10 protein-coding genes are annotated in these 19008 nt (G+C 60.7%); 3 read left to right on the forward strand and 7 right to left on the reverse strand.

All coding sequences use genetic code 11. The annotated features are described in order from the left end of the window. Positions 1 to 157 precede the first annotated feature (157 nt). Both SKTS_RS13275 and SKTS_RS13280 read left to right on the forward strand, forming a co-directional pair. Positions 158 to 2116 carry a DUF6600 domain-containing protein gene (locus SKTS_RS13275; RefSeq protein ID WP_173065879.1) on the forward strand — a complete coding sequence of 653 codons (1959 nt, stop codon included), beginning with the start codon at positions 158 to 160 and terminating at the stop codon, positions 2114 to 2116. Between the two features lie 549 nt (positions 2117 to 2665). Then, positions 2666 to 3784, forward strand: a complete 1119-nt coding sequence (locus SKTS_RS13280; protein WP_173064371.1) for a Fic family protein — start codon at positions 2666 to 2668, stop codon at positions 3782 to 3784. 425 nt (positions 3785 to 4209) lie between these two features. Here SKTS_RS13280 and istB read toward each other — a convergent pair whose 3' ends face one another. The 5 genes from istB to SKTS_RS13305 form a co-directional block, all read right to left on the reverse strand. Then, positions 4210 to 5022, reverse strand: coding sequence for an IS21-like element helper ATPase IstB (gene istB / locus SKTS_RS13285; protein WP_173064719.1), 813 nt, complete (start codon positions 5020 to 5022; stop codon positions 4210 to 4212). Continuing rightward, positions 5015 to 6514 carry an IS21 family transposase gene (istA, locus tag SKTS_RS13290; RefSeq protein ID WP_198420350.1) on the reverse strand — a complete coding sequence of 500 codons (1500 nt, stop codon included), beginning with the start codon at positions 6512 to 6514 and terminating at the stop codon, positions 5015 to 5017. The genes istB and istA overlap by 8 nt, the downstream gene beginning before the upstream one ends. A 285-nt stretch (positions 6515 to 6799) precedes the next feature. After that, the gene (locus tag SKTS_RS13295; protein WP_173065882.1) at positions 6800 to 7276 is read right to left on the reverse strand and encodes a hypothetical protein; all 477 of its coding nucleotides are present in this window, start codon (positions 7274 to 7276) and stop codon (positions 6800 to 6802) included. Next, positions 7276 to 8817, reverse strand: a complete 1542-nt coding sequence (locus SKTS_RS13300) for an Ig-like domain-containing protein (RefSeq protein WP_173065884.1) — start codon at positions 8815 to 8817, stop codon at positions 7276 to 7278. The genes SKTS_RS13295 and SKTS_RS13300 overlap by 1 nt, the downstream gene beginning before the upstream one ends. 49 nt (positions 8818 to 8866) lie before the next feature. Then, entirely contained in the window at positions 8867 to 12364 is a 3498-nt protein-coding gene (locus SKTS_RS13305; protein WP_173065887.1) for a DUF6531 domain-containing protein, read from the reverse strand. Positions 12365 to 12533: 169 nt separating this feature from the next. On the opposite strand from SKTS_RS13305, the gene SKTS_RS13310 reads away from it, so the two are divergent. After that, entirely contained in the window at positions 12534 to 12935 is a 402-nt protein-coding gene (locus SKTS_RS13310; protein WP_173065890.1) for a hypothetical protein, read from the forward strand. Positions 12936 to 12958: 23 nt separating this feature from the next. Here the strand turns inward: SKTS_RS13310 and SKTS_RS18770 are convergent, their stop codons facing one another. Continuing rightward, the gene (locus SKTS_RS18770) at positions 12959 to 15142 is read right to left on the reverse strand and encodes an Ig-like domain-containing protein (RefSeq protein ID WP_188200231.1); all 2184 of its coding nucleotides are present in this window, start codon (positions 15140 to 15142) and stop codon (positions 12959 to 12961) included. A gap of 108 nt (positions 15143 to 15250) precedes the next feature. Beyond that, on the reverse strand, positions 15251 to 18739 hold the full coding sequence (locus SKTS_RS13335) for a DUF6531 domain-containing protein (RefSeq protein WP_173065893.1): 3489 nt from the start codon (positions 18737 to 18739) through the stop codon (positions 15251 to 15253). Positions 18740 to 19008 lie beyond the last annotated feature (269 nt).

A 19008-nucleotide genomic window follows, 5' to 3' on the forward strand; every position in this document is an offset into this window, starting at 1 on the left:
ACGAGCTCGCTCAGGGTTCAATGTTCGCTAGCGCACTGACAGGTGCGCCAGGCTGGGCTATCGTGCATCATTAAAACAGGAAGCATCATCGCCGGCGTATCACTGCAGGTCGTGCGGGCTTATTTAGGGCGTGTTAACACTAATTAAGGAACACACCATGTCGAATCCATCGCGCTTTTTTGCCCTCATGGGTGTACTGCTGTTCTCGCTGTGTACTGCGTCGACTGCGAACGCGGCCTATGCCGATCCTTCAGGGCGCGTGGCGCGCCTGAGCCACACCCAAGGCACCGTGAGCTACTCGCCGGCTGGCGAGGACGAGTGGTTTGGCGTGGTGCGCAACCGTCCGCTGATCCGCGGCAATCGGCTCTGGACCGATCGCGATGCGCGCGCGGAGTTTCAGGTGGGCAGCGCCTCCCTCCGGCTCGGCTCCAACACCAGCGTTGAGATCCTGGACCTGAGTGATCGTATCGCGCAAGTCCAGTTGACGCAGGGCACGCTCAACCTGAGCGTACGGCGCGTCTATCCTGGCCAGACCTATGAAATTGCTACGCCGACACTGGCATTTACCATTAACCGATCCGGTCGCTATCGCATCGACGTCGACCCGCGCAATGCTGTAACCACTATCGTGGTTTGGGAAGGTGCCGGCGAGGCCTACGGAGAAAACTCCAGGTTCCCGCTGCGCGCAGGCGATTCGGTGCGTTTCTACGACACCGATTTGCGCGACTACGAGATGTACGGTCTGCCACGTGAAGACGATTTCGATCGCTACAGCCTTGAACGCGACCGGCGTCTGGAACGCTCGGCATCGCTGCGCTACCTGGACGACGATGTGGTGGGTTACGCGGACCTGGATGAGTATGGCAACTGGCGCCCGGTGGGCAGCTACGGCAACGTGTGGTTCCCCAGCCAGGTCGAAGCCGGTTGGGCGCCCTACCGGGACGGCCATTGGGTTTGGCAGGAGCCGTGGGGCTGGACCTGGGTGGACGACGCACCCTGGGGTTTCGCGCCCTCGCACTACGGACGTTGGGTCAACGTATCCAATCGCTGGGGCTGGATCCCGGGTCCGCGCCATGTTCGCCCCGTCTATGCACCCGCGCTGGTCGCCTTCGTCGGCGGCAGCGGCTGGAGCGTGTCGCTCTCGCTCGGGGGTAATTCGCCGATCGGCTGGTTCCCGCTTGGACCGCGCGAAGTTTATGTGCCGTCCTATCGTGCCAGTCGCGACTATTTCAAACGGGTCAACGTAAACAATACGGTGGTCAACAACACGACCATCACCAACGTCTATAACAACTATTCCAGCGGCACGATCAATATCAACCAGGTGAAATATGCCAACCGCACGGTTTCCGGCGCCGTCACTGCGGTACCGAGAACCGTGTTCGTCAATGCGCAACCGGTGCAACATTCCGCGCTTCGTCTCGACCGCCAGGCGGTCACCACTGGCGAGATCACACGCGTCGCTCCGGTCGCACCGAGCGTGCGGAGCGTAATCGGAGCAGGTAAGGCCTTAGAGGCGCGACCGCCGCACGAAGCGATCGACCGACGGGTTTTCGTGCGCAATGCGCCACCGCCCGGCGAGCGTCCATTTGCCGCGCGCGAACAGCAGCTGCAGAAAAATCCGGGGCGGGTGCTGGAGCCCAGCGCCACCACAGCCGTGCAGAATCGCGACGACAAAACCGCGCAGAAGGTGCGCGTGATCGGTGATCAACGCGGCGCGGTGGACGCGCGTGCAGCCGGATCACGCCGCACTGGCGATAAGCCTGGCACACCTTCTGCGGCGCCTGTCCAGTTGCGACCGCTGGATCGCGCGGTCGCACCCAAGAAGGAACCGAGGGCAGGGACGGTCGAGCACAGTCGGGATAAAGCACTCAAAGATCAGGGCGATGCGCAGGAGCAGCTTCAGCGCAAGGCCGCCAGCGATAGACAGGCCGCCGAGCAAGAGCAGGCCGAACGCCAACGTCAGGCTGAGAAACAGCAGCAGGAGCAGCTTCAACGCAAGGCTGCCAGCGAGAAGAAGGACGCCGAGCAACATCAGCCCGGGCGTCGACGCCAGCCTGACAAGCAGTTGCAGGAGGACGCCGACAATCCGAACGTGGACAAGAACCGCAAGTGACCGATATCCCCGCCGTCATGCGGTTGGCGGAAACAGCGCATTCTAGCGCCCTAATGCACTTGTCAGCGGTACGTACTGACCCGGTGATCTCACGTTCGCCCACGAAACATAAAACCCACAAAAAACAAAGCCCTGATCGTTAAATCAGGGCTTTTTATCTACTGGCGGAGAGGGCGGGATTCGAACTAACGCCGCCAGTACAATTATAAATCAATCACTTGCATCATCAGTCAGTGCCCGGTGTGTAGCAGTTTTGTGTTGCAGTTTGCAAGCCGTTTCAGTTTAGCCAATGTACTCACAATTCGCAATTGTTGTATTTCGGCTGCGGGCATCCAAAAAATCTGAGTTGACACCAACCAATCCGACTTCCAATAGCCGCACGCGGAGTCATGACCTGCCCCCCCCCACATTCCAATCGTGGCAACGCACTTGCGGGTTGAGGATGGCCAAGATCGTATCAGCCTTCTTTGCGGGGAAAAGCCCGACTATCACCGCACATCATGCGGCGAATAACTTGCTGATGCGGAGATTGCGGCTCATAATCTCCGCATGAATAGCGGCGCTTACAAATACATATGGCAGGCCAGTGACTGGGCGACCTGGTGCTTCGACTTGGCGGCACTGGCTGAGCCCTTGGCCGATGTTAGTCGCGCCCAAGGGCTCTTGATGGGGCGCCTGGCCGACGTGGGCATGGCGCTGCGCGATCAGGCGAGCCTCGCGGCGCTCACCGAAGACGTGGTCATGACCAGCGAGATCGAGGGTGAGCAGCTCAATGTCCAATCCGTGCGTTCGTCCATCGCCCGCAGGCTGGGCGTGGACATCGGTGCCCTGGCCCCGGTGGATCGACACGTCGAAGGCATAGTCGAGATGGTGCTTGATGCCACCGCCAACTGCCATGCACCTGTGTCACGGGAGCGTCTGTTCGGCTGGCATGCCGCGCTGTTTCCCACCGGCTACTCCGGCCTCTCCAAGATCAAGGTCGGCGGCTGGCGCGATGATGCCAACGGCCCGATGCAAGTGGTGTCTGGCCCCCTCGGCCGCCAGCGGGTGCATTTCGAGGCGCTGCCCGCCGACCGTCTGGAGGCCGAAACCAGCCGATTCCTCGACTGGGTGAATGGCGCATCGAACGAACCGGCGCTGCTCAAGGCTGGTCTCGGCCATCTGTGGTTCGTCACCTTGCACCCGTTCGACGACGGCAATGGTCGTATCGCCCGGGCTATCGGTGACTTGCTTCTGGCGCGTGCCGACGGTAGTCCGCAGCGTTTCTACAGTTTGTCGGCGCAGATCCAGCGGGAGCGCAAGGCCTACTACGACATCCTGGAGCGGACCCAGAAGCGGTCGATGGATGTCACCGAGTGGCTCGCCTGGTTCCTCGACGCCCTCCATCGCGCCGTCGATCAGGCACAGCATACGCTTGACGCCGTGCTGATCAAGGCGCGTTTCTGGCAGCGCTGGGCGACCACACCATTGAACGAGCGACAGGTGAAGCTGCTCAATCGGATGCTTGACGGCTTCGAAGGCAAGCTCACCAGCAGCAAGTGGGCAGCTATTGCCAAATGTTCGCCGGACACGGCCCTGCGCGACATCAACGACCTGCTTGCGCGGAGCGTGCTGCGGAAATCGGATGCGGGCGGGCGCAGTACCAGCTATGAACTGAACGACCTGTGAGTAGCCGCGTCTTCTGGAATTGACTTGGCTCGTGGGCATCGTGACGATATTAATTCCTCCCTGGAGTCCAATCGGGTCACTTTCGTAGTGCGTCCAGTGGGCATTGAGGGGCAGATCGGTTTTGGCGCTGAGCGTGTAGCTGCCTGCCGGGGCGTTTCGCCAGGTAACGGTGTAGGGCACGGCGGTCGCCGTGCCGATCAGGGTGGTTCACCTATGTGCCCGGTCTATACAATCCCTCCAGACAAATTTCGAAGCTGACCTTTTTTGCGGTTGTGGCCTTTGAGTGTTGGCGCGCATTTAAAACTGACCACCTGTGCGCGTTGAATTTTGACCAGGTGCTATAGCGATGTAGCGTACTACACGGCTGGGGGCAAGTCGACCAGACTGAGATGGCATTAACCTCCTGCGGAAGTGAATGATGTTTGTCAGAACGGCTCCGTTTCCTCCAACGGTGATGACCGTTTTTCCTTCTCCCGATCCTTGATACGATCCTTAGCCGTTGCGCTGCTTTGCTTGAAGCGATAGGACTCGTTGCCGGTCTCGACGATGTGGCAATGGTGGGTCAGGCGGTCCAGCAATGCCGTGGTCAGTTTGGCATCGCCGAACACGCTACTCCACTCGGCGAAGGTCAAATTGGTGGTGATGATGACGCTGGTCCGCTCATACAGCTTGGACAGGAGATGGAACAGCAACGCCCCGCCTGCCTGCGAGAACGGCAGGTAGCCCAGCTCATCCAGTATTACCAGATCCATCTGCATCAAACTGAGCGCCAACTTGCCCTGCTTGCCCGCAGCCTTCTCCCGTTCCAGCGTATTGACCAGGTCCACCGTGGAGTAGAAGCGCACCCGCTTGCCATGATGCTGGATACCAGCAACACCGATGGCCGTAGCTAAGTGCGTCTTGCCCGTCCCCGTGCCACCGACCAGCACCACGTTCTGAGCGGCATCGGTAAACTGCAAGGTGGCGAGTCGGCCGAGCAGTGACTTATCGACCTTGGACTGGCTGAAGTCAAAGCCGGCCAGGTCGCGGTGGACAGGGAATCTGGCGACGTGCATCTGGTAACTGATGGAACGGATGGCACGATCCGTCGCCTCGGCTTCCACCAAATGCCGCAGCAGCCATTCGGAAGAGGCCATGGATGCCGTCGCGCCTGACGCGCCCTGGTTTTTTAATTCGACATAGCTCTCTGCCATGCCGTGCAACTTGAGCGCCTTGAGTTGGCTGACGAGATCAGACATGGGACACCTCCCCAGCATTCAAGCTGTCGTAGCGTGCGGTATCCGCCAGCGGTTCCTCGATGAGCGTCAGGCCGGTTTCCACCTGCGCTGGCATTGCCTCCTGCTTGAGGCGTGCCAGCATGTTCAGCACATGCTCGACGCTTGGCACACCGGATTCCAGCACCAACCCCACCGCAACCAGGACGGCATCCAGCCCGTGCGTTGGCACGGTGGCCAGAACGGATGCCATGACGCGATCACCCAGATTCCGTTCGCGTCGTCGCAAGGCGGCTTGCAGCATGATGAAGGGCATCGCCATATCACCGAATGGCGCCCCATTGCGTAATGCGCCAGGTTTGCGCTCAATGAGTGGAATGTAATGCTGCCAGTCATAGCTGGTCTGGTCACGATGGTGCAGGCGCGGATGACTGGCTACGACCGCGTTATCGGCGTAGGCCTCAATCCGGTCGGGATACAGATGAACGGCTATCTTATGGTTGGCCAGATGGCACGGCACCGAATAGCGGTTGCGCTGCACGCTCACCAGGCACGTGCTGGAAACGCGAGCCAGCACTTCGACGTAGCCATCAAACGGGGTCGGCATGGGCATCAAATAGGCCTGCTCCTGTTCAAGCGCATCAGCGATAGTGATGCCCACATGGTCCGGATGCTCCATTGCCGCCCACAAGGTGCGGCAGCGTACTTCCAGCCAGGCATTCAACTCACCGAATGTGCTGAATCGCTGTTCTTTGGCCTCCATCCACACACGGCGGCGGGAATCCTGGACGTTCTTCTCGACGACGCCTTTCTCCCAGCCTGAGGCGACGTTGCAGAAATCAGGGTCGAACAGGTAATGTGCCGTCATGGCAAAGAACCGTGTATTGACGACGCGGCATTTGCCCTTGCACACCTTGTCTACGGCGGTCTTCATGTTGTCGTAGATGCCGCGCCGGGGAATGCCACCCAGGGCCGTGAAGGCCCGGGTGTGCGCATCGAACAACATCTCGTGGCTTTGCGTGGGATAGGCCGATAGCAGGAATGCACGGCTGGCGCACAGTTTGGTGTGTGCGGCCAGAATCTTGCGGTGAATGCCGCCAATCACCAGCCATTCCTCGCTCCAGTCAAACTGGAAGGCTTCGCCGAGTTCAAACCTGAGAGGAACATAAGCAGACTTGCTGGGAGCGGTCACATTCCGCCAGTTGCGCATGAATTCGGTGACCCGTGCGTAGCAGCCGGTGAAGCCCTCCTTCTTGATGGCTTCAAACATCATCAGTGCGGTACGTCGGTCGCGCTTGGGGCGGTGTGAGTCGGCTTCCAGCCACAACCTCAGCCTGGCCTCAAATGGCGTCAGCTTGACGATGGCTTTGGCTCTGGAATACGCGGGCTCGGTACCGTCTGGCGCCCGGAGCCACTTCTTGATGGTGTTGCGCGACAGGCTTGTGCGCCGCCCGATCTCGCTGATGGATAGATGTTCCCGGAAGAACATCCGACGTACCTTTGCATACATGACCATGGTAATCACCTCTTCATTCCTCCTGCTTAAAAAAACAGGATACGTCGTGGGTTACCTGGTCAAACTTCAACGCGCATCCGCGCGTCTAAATGGTCAATATTGGTTTAGCGCCAACACTTTGAGGTCAGATGCCGTCATCTGCGTATTGCCGCCTCCTTCAAGACTATTGCGAAGCTGACCCCCTTTAGTTCAATAGGCAATGTCACTGGGGCACACATTGCTGCAATCCAAAGTCGGCTCTTCTTTGTCATAATTAAAATTAGATTCCTAGACCTAGCATTTCGATCACTCAGAACGTAGCCGTTCCTCGACCTCCTCCCTGAGCTGCTGAAATCGTCCTTCGTCGCTGCGATATTGCTCCAAAGTTTGAAGAGCATCGGAATACTCTTTCCGTCCCATCTGGGCTTTTGCCTTCTCAAAATTGAGTTCGTGAAGTTGCTTTTGAGCTTGCTCTATACCCCTATCAAAAACATCAATCGCCTCTTTGCTTTGATCGAGTACAGCATCCAATAGACACCCCAATTCAATATAAGCTGGGACAGCCGCTGGATCTATTTCTATGATAGTGCGAAGCAACCGTTCGGCATCGCCCAACGAATACTCATTACCATCCGAAAGCTGAATTGCACGTGCCTTGTTAATTGCCAGAGCGGTGGGAAGAGGAACATCCTCAATCGACTTAAAGAAACAAGTCAACTCATTTGGATTGTTGGTCTGCCTCGCGGTCATATAGCGATTGATCAATTCTGTAAGTGAGATCATCACTTTCCCCCAAGCTTTTCCATTAGACGCTCTTGTTGCTCGATAAGCTTTTTCATTTTCACGGCTTTGTTGGCAAGATCACCTTTCCCCTTTGCCATCTGGCACAACTCTGCGTAAGAGTTCTCCTCCAATTCCGATGCGTATGAACTAGAGCGCCGAGTTTGCCCACGAATCAAATCGCGAGCAGGCGTGAGCGCACGTTGAATAACAGATGCCTGCTCTGGATTGGCAGCCTCAAGGAGCGTTTGGAGTTCGCCAACATCCCCGCGGCGAATTGCCTGTTCGATCGCTGAATCGACTGTTGTGCGCGCCAATCCAAGCGGATCAACGTAGCTTAGCGGGTTACCATTAACATAGGTGTAGGTATTAATGCCGCCCCTAAGTCCAATCGGATCACTGGTGACGTATCCACCGCGAGCCGGATCATAATCCCTGAAGTAGTTGTAATGAAGGTTGGTTTCCCTGTCGAAGTACTGCCCCGGGAAGCGCAAATTCAAGGTGAACGGCACCCCATCCCCATCCGGGTCCTGCTCCGGCGCAGCCGTGCCGAACGGCTCCGCCAGCGGGTCGTTGCGCCACACGATGCGGTTCTGTTCGTCGGTCACCACCCTTGGGGTGTCGAGGTGGTCGCTGTGCAAGTAGTAGACCTGCAGTCCCGCCGGGCTGACGGTGATGCTTGCGGCTGACGCGTACCTCTCCCCTCCCCCGTTGTCGATGGCCTTGGCGGTGAGGCTGTATTGGCCTGCCGCGACGTTCTGCCAGGTGGCGCTGTAGGGGGCGGCGGTGGCGGTGCCGATCAGGGTGGTGCCCTGGTAGTACTCGACCCGGGCGATCTGTCCGTCCGTGTCCTGGGCGCTGGCGGCAAGGTCGATGGTCGCCGGGGCGGTGAAGGTCTGGCCTGCGGTCGGCCCGGTGAGGGTGATGCTCGGCAGCTGGTTGGGCAGGACGATGATGGTCACGGCGGTTGAGGTGGTGGTTGCGCCTTTGTCGTCAGTGGCCTTGGCGGTCAGGCTGTATTGCCCTGCCGGGGCGTTTTGCCAGGTGGCGATGTAGGGCGCGGATGTTGCCGTGCCGATCAGGGTGGTGCCCTGGTAGTACTCGACTTTTGATATGGTGCCGTCGCTGTCGCCGGCGGTGGCTGTCAGGGTGACGCTGGCCGGGGCGATGTAGACTGCTTTGTTGGCCGGGGCGGTGAGGCTGACCGTCGGCGGTGCGTCGACGATGATCTGCACCGGCGCCGAGGTGGTGGTCGCGCCACTTTTGTCGGTGGCTCGGGCAGTGAGCATGTGGATGCCTGCCGGTGTATTCGTCCAGTTGATGCTGTAGGGGGCGGCGGTGCCCGTGCCGATCAGGGTGCTGCCCTGGTAGAACTCGACCTTGACGACTGTGCCGTCGCTGGTGGTGGTGGCGGCGGCCAGGGTGATGCTGGCCGGGGCGAGGTAGAGCTGGCCGGCCGTGGGGCTGGTGAGACCGATGGCTTGGGCCTGCCCGGTAGCCAGCGCGGCCGCCAGCCCCCACAAGATCATCCAGCGCTTGAACATCCCTTTCTCCCAGGTTTTATGTTTTTACTTGTTCGTTGTTCTTCGGGTCTTACTGCAGCACTACCAGCGGGATGTCGTTGAGGTAGACGTATTCGCGCAGGGTCTGGCCGCTCGGGGTGGTTTCGGCAATGAGGTGGCCGGCCGTGTCGTAGAGGTAGACGGTGTCGGCGCTGCCGCTCTTCCGGATGCGCTGCCCGAGGGCGTTGAGCTGGTAGTGCGTGGTGCCGGCTGCGGTGACGGCTTGGGCGAGTCGGCCTTTGGCGTCGTAGGCGAGCTGGTTTGTTCCATCATTGGTGGTGCTGCCGTTGGCGTCGTAGGCGTAGTTCTTTGCCGGGCTGTCGATGGCGAGCAGCCGGTTGCTGGCGGGGTCGGTGGTGTAGCTGCGGGTGGCGGCGCCGGTGGTCTGGCTGACGCGGTTGCCGTTGGGGTCGTAGGCGTAGCCGTAGTTGGTGGTTGGCAGGACGGCGCCGGTGAGGCGGTCGAGGTTGTCGTAGCCGTAGACGGCGCTGTGGGCGGCGTCGCCGCCGTCGATCTGGGCGGTGATGCGGTTGGCAAGATCATACCCGAGCAGCCAGGTCTGGCCGGCGAGACTGTAGGCGGCTATGCGGCCGTCCTGGTCGTAGCTGCGGGTGTGGGTCTGGCCGCTGCCGTCGGTGTAGCTTTTAATGCCGCCGAAGGGTTGGTATTGGATGTTGCCGGCGAGGACTTTGCTCTGGCCGTTGTCGGTGAGGCGCACTTCGCTGATGTGGCCGCTGCTGTCGCGGGTGTAGGCGAGTTGGCGTCCGCTGGGGTAGGTAAGACCGGCGAGGCGTCCGCCGCTGTAGCTGTAGGCGGTGGTGTAGCTGATGCCGTTGAGGATGCGGGTTTCTGTGTTGACTCGGCCTTGCGGGTCGTAGCTGTATTGGTTGGCGCTGGTGAGGACGCCGCCGGTATAGTCTTCGATCTTGCCGAGCCGGCCGAGGCCGTTCTGGCCGAGGTCCCAGGTGTAGCGGGTTTCGCTGCCGTCGTAGGCGTTGGCGGTGTTGCGGTTCAGGGGGTCGGTGATGCCGGTGAGGTTGCCGTTGGCGTCGTAGCGGTAGGCGGTGCTTTGGTTCTGGGCGCCGATGTCTTGGGCGAGCCGGTTGAGGGCGTCGAAGACGCGTTGGCGCAGTTGGGTGAGGGTGCCTGACGGGTCGTGTATTTCTTCGCGGGTGCGGTTGCCGATGGCGTCGAGGGTGTAGTCGATCCGGTTGCCGAGGCTGTCGCTGATGCGGGTGAGGCGGTGGGCGTCGTCGTAAGTGTAATTGAGACTGCTGCCGTCGGGCTGGACGATTTGGGTGAGTTGGCCGACGTTGTCGTATTGGTAGCGGGTGGTTTCTCCGCCGACGCTGCGGCTGGTGAGGCGTTGGCGCAGGTCGTAGCCGAGTTGGGTGGCGAGGCCGTTGGGGTCGATGAGGGTGAGCGGGTTGCCGTTGAGGTCGTAGGCGCTGATCTGGGTGGTGTAGCCGAGGGCGTTGGTGAGGCTGGCGAGGTTGCCGCGTTTGCCCAGGTCGGGGTCGGTGGGGCCGTAGTATGTGTACGTCGTGAGGTCGGCGACGTCGGTTCTCGGGCCGTCCAGGGTGAGGATCTGGCCGTAGGGGTTGTAGGTGTAGGTCCAGGTGCGCGGTGTCCCCACCGGGGTGGCGCTGAGACCTTGGGCGCCGGTGGCGTCAAGGGTGGATTGGAGGGTCTTGGTGAGCGGGTTGCCTTGGGCGTCGTAGGTGTAGCTGGTGAGGCGTTGGGGCTCGGCGATCTTGAGCGGCAGGCGGTAGCTGGGGTGCCAGCTGGTGCTGATGGTGCGCGCCTGGGGCGTGCCGACGGCTTCAATGCGGCTGGTTTCGAGGTTGCGGGTGAGGTCGTAGCTGTAGGTGGTGCGGGTGCCGTTGAAGTCGGTGCGGCTGGATAGGTTGCCGTCTCCGTCGTAGGTCTGGGCGCTGCTCGCGGCGCCACAGCCGGAGCCGCCGGGTTGGTTGGTGCCGGTGCTCTTGGCGACGCCGAGGATGGTCTGGAAGTTGTAGGTGCGCACAGTGCCGAGCGGGTCGGTGACCGCAGTACTGTTGGTGCCGAAGTTGAGTCCGTATGTATCGACGTTGCCCGCGTGGGCTTCGCCGATGGCGCGGCCGCTGCTGTCGTAGCTGTATGTCGCGTAGCGCACGCCGTTCTCGTCGGTGATGCCGGTGAGAGCGTGCGGCAGGTTGGCTCCGCCGGTGTTGGCGGCTTCGTTGTAGTGGTAGGTGCGAACCTTGTTGTCGGGGTAGGTGACGCTCTTGAGGTTCCTGTTGGCGTCGTAGGCGTAGCGGTATTTCCCGCCGGCGGGGTCGGTGATCATGACGATTTGAAGCGAGATGTCGTAGTCGAAGCGGAGGAAGCGGCCGTTCGAATCGGTCAGCCGGATGACCCGGCCAAGTGGCAGGATCATGGTCGTGGCATTGCCGGCAGCGTCCAGCACATAGCCGCCGTTCGGGCCGGCGGTGCCGTCGCTGTAGGTCAGCGTTTGGGTCCGTTGTTGACGGTCGGCGATGCTCAGCAGTCTGCCATTGGCATCGTAGGTTTCGAGTGTGTCGTCGGCCTTCCGCAACGTCCAGCCCACGGTGGTGCCGGAGGCATCGGCCAGGCGCGTCAATTTCTCAGGCACGTCGCCGTCAGCCACCCACTGGTTGTTGTTCAGGGTATATTTGAGCGCCCGGTTGTCGATGCCGTTGACCTGGGTTTCGTAGTAGACGATGTGCGTGACCGCGCTCTGGATGCCGGTGCGCCAGTTGTAGCCGATCCGGCTGAAGAAGTCCGCGCGGCCGTTGTATACCCGGGTGATCTTCAGCGGGAATGGGCCGCCGCCGACGTAGTCCGTCTCCGACAAATACTTGTTGCCGCTGCCGATGCTGATGGGGTTGGGGGTTTGCGGACTTGACTCGGTGCAGGCGCCGAAATTCTTGGGGCTGATGGGAAGGCAGCTCGAGTTCGATGCGTAGAATCCTGCGTTGCAGGCGCAAACTCCGTTGCTGGAGGTGCTGTTGGGGGGACAGGTGGTGGTGTATGCACTGAGGGTGGTCCCGCGCGCACCCTCGGCAGAAACCATCTCGCACCAGGGGTAATCGCCCAAACCCAGTACGCTCCCGGCAAATAGCGGGGAATGACGGCATGCTTGCACATCGTTCGACGCCTTCAGCAAGGCCAGGCAAGCTTCTGCCGGGTCTGTTTTTACGCCGCTACGGACTGACCCCCATACACCACCGGGTTCCAGCACCGGGCAGCAGCTGTCGCCGCCGCAGTACAGGACACTGTAAAACTCGACCGAAACCGAGAGTGGTGTATTCCCATCCGCGTGGGCTTGAAAAGTGCTCGGTAGAAGACAAGAAAACAACATCACCAGAATCAGCAACCGCTGGTATGCGCTCGCGCGCCGATTAATGCCGCTGATTTCGGGCAAACACAAGTGCCTGATACCGTCCTGGATGGCCGTTATCGCGAGGCCGGACATCCGCGTAAGGAATGAATCGACGGACATCACCATCTCGTTGCTTTTTTGCATACCCTGTTTCCTTAAATTGCTCTCATCGGAGCACTTAACATTGCCTGCCGATTAATGAACGAGCCCGGAACATGAACGGCTAAACCACTGGCTTTTGTGGCGTATTGAAGGGTTGTTGCTAAACCCATTTTTTGTTTCATCCGACTTCTTTGGGTTATTTGGATAGCGCATGATCAAGCTTCCTTTAAGTACTATTGCGAAGCTGACCCTCTTTAAGTTACGAACCACAGGCATTAGGCTTGGCTTCGGCTGGGTACACGATGCAACTCCAGGCTACCTTACCTCGCGAGATTATTGGCTCTTGAATTACAACAACTCCGTATTTCTTGCTATGTACCACTATGGCACCGCCCGCTGTGACCCAACCCAAGTCTATAGGCACAACCATCAAACCATCGTCCCGCGGTTTAAGCAGCAATGTGCCAGCATTTGGCACAGTTTTGCCATTGGACAACGCTTGTGCAATCTCTTCTCGCACCAGCTTTGTGTCACCATAGAGCAGGCCGACATAGGAGCGTGGCGTGATTTCGTCAACGTGGCTACATGCCGCGCCTGCCAACAAAAGCAGTAGGTAGCCAATGTACTGAATAGTCTTTATCTGCATATACAATCCTTGTTCGCGTTGCGCGTCTTAATGTACTTCTCAATGATTTTTTGAGTCGCCATTGCATTAGCCTTATCGTCAAGCTGCCGATGGAAGTATCCGATCGGATTACCCATTCGGAAGCTATTACTGAGCAAGCGGCGTGGTATCGATTCGTTAACGTGCAGCATTTCATGCGCCAAGGTCTGAAGAAACTGGTATTCGTCCCCTCTTTTCACGCATTCAGAACTGCCACCGAATCGGTTTGAATTCAGAGTGATGTTGTTTCCCCAGTCCGTCATACCCAGTCCGTTTTCCCCCATCGGAAAAGGTGTCACAGACGCGGGTGGCTTTGAGAAATCCTGCGGATAGCTGCTTGTTAGCGTTTGCACAGCAGCGCTGATTTCCGACTGGGTCGCCAACCCCATCGGATCTGGGTTACTGAGTGGGTTCCCCAATGCATAGGTGTACGTATTGATGCCCCCCGCGAGTCCAATCAGATCGCTTTGCTTGTAAGCCCCTGTCTGCGGATCGTAGTCCCGATAGTAGTTGTAGTGAAGGCTGGTCTCCCGATCGAAGTACTGCCCCGGGAAGCGCAAATTCAAGGTGAACGGCACCCCATCCCCATCCGGGTCCTGCTCCGGCGCAGCCGTGCCGAACGGCTCCGCCAGCGGGTCGTTGCGCCACACGATGCGGTTCTGTTCGTCGGTCACCACCCTCGGGGTGTTGAGGTGGTCGCTGTGCAGGTAGTAGACCTGCAGTCCCGCCGGGTTGACGGTGATGCTTGCGGCTGACGAGTAGCTCTCCCCTCCTCCGTTGTCGATGGCCTTGGCGGTGAGGCTGTATTGGCCTGCCGCGACGTTCTGCCAGGTGGCGCTGTAGGGGGCGGCGGTGGCGGTGCCGATCAGGGTGGTGCCCTGGTAGTACTCGACCCGGGCGATCTGTCCGTCCGTGTCCTGGGCGCTGGCGGCAAGGTCGATGGTCGCCGGGGCGGTGAAGGTCTGGCCTGCGGTCGGCCCGGTGAGGGTGATGCTCGGCAGCTGGTTGGGCAGGACGATGATGGTCACGGCGGTTGAGGTGGTGGTTGCGCCTTTGTCGTCAGTGGCCTTGGCGGTCAGGCTGTATTGCCCTGCCGGGGCGTTTTGCCAGGTGGCGATGTAGGGCGCGGATGTTGCCGTGCCGATCAGGGTGGTGCCCTGGTAGTACTCGACTTTTGATATGGTGCCGTCGCTGTCGCCGGCGGTGGCTGTCAGGGTGACGCTGGCCGGGGCGATGTAGACTGCTTTGTTGGCCGGTGCGGTGAGGCTGACGCTCGGCGGTGCGTCGACGATAATCTGCACCGGCGCCGAGGTGGTGGTCGCGCCACTTTTGTCGGTGGCTCGGGCGGTGAGCGTGTAGCTGCCGGCCGGGGCGTTCGTCCAGTTGATGCCGTAGGGGGCGGCGGTGTCCGTGCCGATCAGGGTGGTGCCACGGTAGAACTCGACCTTGGTGATGCTGTCGTCGCTGTCGGCGGCGGTGGCCGTGAGCGTGACGCTGGCCGGGGCGGCGTAGACTGCGTTGTTGGCCGGTGCGGTGAGGCTGACCGTCGGGGGCGCGTCGATGCTGATCTTCGCCGGGTTTGAGCTGCTCGTGATGCCCTTGTCGTCGGTGGCCTTGGCGCTGAGTGCGTAGTACCCTGCCGGAGCATTCGTCCAGGTGATACTGTACGGAGCAGCGGTCGCCGTGCCGATCAGGGTGGTGCCTTGGTAGAACTCGACTTTGGTGATGGTGCCGTCGCTGTCCGAAGCGGTGGCCGTGAGGGTGACGCTGGCCGGGGCGATGTAGGCCTGGCCGGAGGTGGGACTGGTGAGGCTGACCGTCGGCGGCGCGTCGACGGTGATCTGTACCGGTACCGAGGTGGTGGTTGTTCCCTTGAAGTCGGTGGCCTTGGCGGTGAGCGTGTAGCTGCCGGCCGGTGCGTTCGTCCAGTTGATGCTGTAGGGGGCGGCGGTGCCCGTGCCGATCAGGGTGCTGCCCTGGTAGAACTCGACCTTGACGACTGTGCCGTCGCTGGTGGTGGTGGCGGCGGCCAGGGTGATGCTGGCCGGGGCGAGGTAGAGCTGGCCGGCCGTGGGGCTGGTGAGACCGATGGCTTGGGCCTGCCCGGTAGCCAGCGCGGCCGCCATCCCCCACAAAATCATCCAGCGCTTGAACATCCCTTTGCTCCCTTTCCTTTGTTTTCTTGCTCGTTCTTTTTCTTTTTGCTGCTTTTCTTTGGTTCTGTTGTTCTCTTCGTTTCCTTGTTCTTCGCTTTCTTCTTTCGGCTATTGCAGCACCACCAGCGGGATGTCGTTGAGGTAGACGTATTCGCGCAGGGTCTGGCCGGCCGGGGTGGTTTCGGCAATGAGGTGGCCGGCCGTGTCGTAGAGGTAGACGGTGTCGGCGCTGCCGCTCTTCCGGATGCGCTGCCCGAGGGCGTTGAGCTGGTAGTGCGTGGTGCCGGCTGCGGTGACGGCTTGGGCGAGTCGGCCTTTGGCGTCGTAGGCGAGCTGGTTTGTTCCATCATTGGTGGTGCTGCCGTTGGCGTCGTAGGCGTAGTTCTTTGCCGGGCTGTCGATGGCGAGCAGCCGGTTGCTGGCGGGGTCGGTGGTGTAGCTGCGGGTGGCGGCGCCGGTGGTCTGGCTGACGCGGTTGCCGTTGGGGTCGTAGGCGTAGCCGTAGTTGGTGGTTGGCAGGACGGCGCCGGTGAGGCGGTCGAGGTTGTCGTAGCCGTAGACGGCGCTGTGGGCGGCGTCGCCGCCGTCGATCTGGGCGGTGATGCGGTTGGCAAGATCATACCCGAGCAGCCAGGTCTGGCCGGCGAGACTGTAGGCGGCTATGCGGCCGTCCTGGTCGTAGCTGCGGGTGTGGGTCTGGCCGCTGCCGTCGGTGTAGCTTTTAATGCCGCCGAAGGGTTGGTATTGGATGTTGCCGGCGAGGACTTTGCTCTGGCCGTTGTCGGTGAGGCGCACTTCGCTGATGTGGCCGCTGCTGTCGCGGGTGTAGGCGAGTTGGCGTCCGCTGGGGTAGGTAAGACCGGCGAGGCGTCCGCCGCTGTAGCTGTAGGCGGTGGTGTAGCTGATGCCGTTGAGGATGCGGGTTTCTGTGTTGACTCGGCCTTGCGGGTCGTAGCTGTATTGGTTGGCGCTGGTGAGGACGCCGCCGGTATAGTCTTCGATCTTGCCGAGCCGGCCGAGGCCGTTCTGGCCGAGGTCCCAGGTGTAGCGGGTTTCGCTGCCGTCGTAGGCGTTGGCGGTGTTGCGGTTCAGGGGGTCGGTGATGCCGGTGAGGTTGCCGTTGGCGTCGTAGCGGTAGGCGGTGCTTTGGTTCTGGGCGCCGATGTCTTGGGCGAGCCGGTTGAGGGCGTCGAAGACGCGTTGGCGCAGTTGGGTGAGGGTGCCTGACGGGTCGTGTATTTCTTCGCGGGTGCGGTTGCCGATGGCGTCGAGGGTGTAGTCGATCCGGTTGCCGAGGCTGTCGCTGATGCGGGTGAGGCGGTGGGCGTCGTCGTAAGTGTAATTGAGACTGCTGCCGTCGGGCTGGACGATTTGGGTGAGTTGGCCGACGTTGTCGTATTGGTAGCGGGTGGTTTCTCCGCCGACGCTGCGGCTGGTGAGGCGTTGGCGCAGGTCGTAGCCGAGTTGGGTGGCGAGGCCGTTGGGGTCGATGAGGGTGAGCGGGTTGCCGTTGAGGTCGTAGGCGCTGATCTGGGTGGTGTAGCCGAGGGCGTTGGTGAGGCTGGCGAGGTTGCCGCGTTTGCCCAGGTCGGGGTCGGTGGGGCCGTAGTATGTGTACGTCGTGAGGTCGGCGACGTCGGTTCTCGGGCCGTCCAGGGTGAGGATCTGGCCGTAGGGGTTGTAGGTGTAGGTCCAGGTGCGCGGTGTCCCCACCGGGGTGGCGCTGAGACCTTGGGCGCCGGTGGCGTCAAGGGTGGATTGGAGGGTCTTGGTGAGCGGGTTGCCTTGGGCGTCGTAGGTGTAGCTGGTGAGGCGTTGGGGCTCGGCGATCTTGAGCGGCAGGCGGTAGCTGGGGTGCCAGCTGGTGCTGATGGTGCGCGCCTGGGGCGTGCCGACGGCTTCAATGCGGCTGGTTTCGAGGTTGCGGGTGAGGTCGTAGCTGTAGGTGGTGCGGGTGCCGTTGAAGTCGGTGCGGCTGGATAGGTTGCCGTCTCCGTCGTAGGTCTGGGCGCTGCTCGCGGCGCCACAGCCGGAGCCGCCGGGTTGGTTGGTGCCGGTGCTCTTGGCGACGCCGAGGATGGTCTGGAAGTTGTAGGTGCGCACAGTGCCGAGCGGGTCGGTGACCGCAGTACTGTTGGTGCCGAAGTTGAGTCCGTATGTATCGACGTTGCCCGCGTGGGCTTCGCCGATGGCGCGGCCGCTGCTGTCGTAGCTGTATGTCGCGTAGCGCACGCCGTTCTCGTCGGTGATGCCGGTGAGAGCGTGCGGCAGGTTGGCTCCGCCGGTGTTGGCGGCTTCGTTGTAGTGGTAGGTGCGAACCTTGTTGTCGGGGTAGGTGACGCTCTTGAGGTTCCTGTTGGCGTCGTAGGCGTAGCGGTATTTCCCGCCGGCGGGGTCGGTGATCATGACGATTTGAAGCGAGATGTCGTAGTCGAAGCGGAGGAAGCGGCCGTTCGAATCGGTCAGCCGGATGACCCGGCCAAGTGGCAGGATCATGGTCGTGGCATTGCCGGCAGCGTCCAGCACATAGCCGCCGTTCGGGCCGGCGGTGCCGTCGCTGTAGGTCAGCGTTTGGGTCCGTTGTTGACGGTCGGCGATGCTCAGCAGTCTGCCATTGGCATCGTAGGTTTCGAGTGTGTCGTCGGCCTTCCGCAACGTCCAGCCCACGGTGGTGCCGGAGGCATCGGCCAGGCGCGTCAATTTCTCAGGCACGTCGCCGTCAGCCACCCACTGGTTGTTGTTCAGGGTATATTTGAGCGCCCGGTTGTCGATGCCGTTGACCTGGGTTTCGTAGTAGACGATGTGCGTGACCGCGCTCTGGATGCCGGTGCGCCAGTTGTAGCCGATCCGGCTGAAGAAGTCCGCGCGGCCGTTGTATACCCGGGTGATCTTCAGCGGGAATGGGCCGCCGCCGACGTAGTCCGTCTCCGACAAATACTTGTTGCCGCTGCCGATGCTGATGGGGTTGGGGGTTTGCGGACTTGACTCGGTGCAGGCGCCGAAATTCTTGGGGCTGATGGGAAGGCAGCTCGAGTTCGATGCGTAGAATCCTGCGTTGCAGGCGCAAACTCCGTTGCTGGAGGTGCTGTTGGGGGGACAGGTGGTGGTGTATGCACTGAGGGTGGTCCCGCGCGCACCCTCGGCAGAAACCATCTCGCACCAGGGGTAATCGCCCAAACCCAGTACGCTCCCGGCAAATAGCGGGGAATGACGGCATGCTTGCACATCGTTCGACGCCTTCAGCAAGGCCAGGCAAGCTTCTGCCGGGTCTGTTTTTACGCCGCTACGGACCGACCCCCATACACCACCGGGTTCCAGCACCGGGCAGCAGCTGTCGTTCTCGCAGTACAGGACACTGTAAAACTCGACCGAAACCGAGAGTGGTGCGTTCCCATCCGCGTGGGCTTGAAAAGTGCTCGGTAGAAGACAAGAAAACAACATCATCAGGATTAGTCGTCGCTTCCAGCAAGGATCACTGGTTCCGGGTTTACAGCAACGGAACCGCTTGATGCCGTTATGGATGGCCGTTATCGCGAGGCTGGACACCCGCATGATGAATGAATCGACGGACATCACCATCTCGTTGCTTTTTTGCATATCCTGTTTCCTTAAATTGCTCTCGTCGGAACACTTAACATGCCTGCCGATTAATGAACGAGCCGCGAACATGAACGGCTAATCCACTGGTTTTTTGTGGGGTGTTGAAGGGTTCTTGCTAAACCCGTCTTTTAGTTTCACTCCGATTTCTTTGGGCTATCTTGGATAGCGCATGATCACGCTTTATTCTTTTGCCAAATCTAATTCGAGTCTTACCCGTTATCACTCCAGACCCGTTGTCCAGGATATTTATCACGTGCGGCGCAACG

Source organism: Sulfurimicrobium lacus (assembly GCF_011764585.1).
GTDB lineage: Bacteria > Pseudomonadota > Gammaproteobacteria > Burkholderiales > Sulfuricellaceae > Sulfurimicrobium > Sulfurimicrobium lacus.

What these genes read in the sequence shown, in the direction of transcription:
- istB (WP_173064719.1), bottom strand. Translation starts at nt 5,022, where the DNA reads ATGTCTGATCTCGTCAGCCAACTCAAGGCGCTCAAGTTGCACGGCATG.
- SKTS_RS13275 (WP_173065879.1), top strand. Translation starts at nt 158, where the DNA reads ATGTCGAATCCATCGCGCTTTTTTGCCCTCATGGGTGTACTGCTGTTC.
- istA (WP_198420350.1), bottom strand. Translation starts at nt 6,514, where the DNA reads ATGGTCATGTATGCAAAGGTACGTCGGATGTTCTTCCGGGAACATCTA.
- SKTS_RS18770 (WP_188200231.1), bottom strand. Translation starts at nt 15,142, where the DNA reads ATGTTCAAGCGCTGGATGATTTTGTGGGGGATGGCGGCCGCGCTGGCT.
- SKTS_RS13335 (WP_173065893.1), bottom strand. Translation starts at nt 18,739, where the DNA reads ATGCAAAAAAGCAACGAGATGGTGATGTCCGTCGATTCATTCATCATG.
- SKTS_RS13310 (WP_173065890.1), top strand. Translation starts at nt 12,534, where the DNA reads ATGATCAAGCTTCCTTTAAGTACTATTGCGAAGCTGACCCTCTTTAAG.
- SKTS_RS13295 (WP_173065882.1), bottom strand. Translation starts at nt 7,276, where the DNA reads ATGATCTCACTTACAGAATTGATCAATCGCTATATGACCGCGAGGCAG.
- SKTS_RS13300 (WP_173065884.1), bottom strand. Translation starts at nt 8,817, where the DNA reads ATGTTCAAGCGCTGGATGATCTTGTGGGGGCTGGCGGCCGCGCTGGCT.
- SKTS_RS13305 (WP_173065887.1), bottom strand. Translation starts at nt 12,364, where the DNA reads ATGCAAAAAAGCAACGAGATGGTGATGTCCGTCGATTCATTCCTTACG.
- SKTS_RS13280 (WP_173064371.1), top strand. Translation starts at nt 2,666, where the DNA reads ATGAATAGCGGCGCTTACAAATACATATGGCAGGCCAGTGACTGGGCG.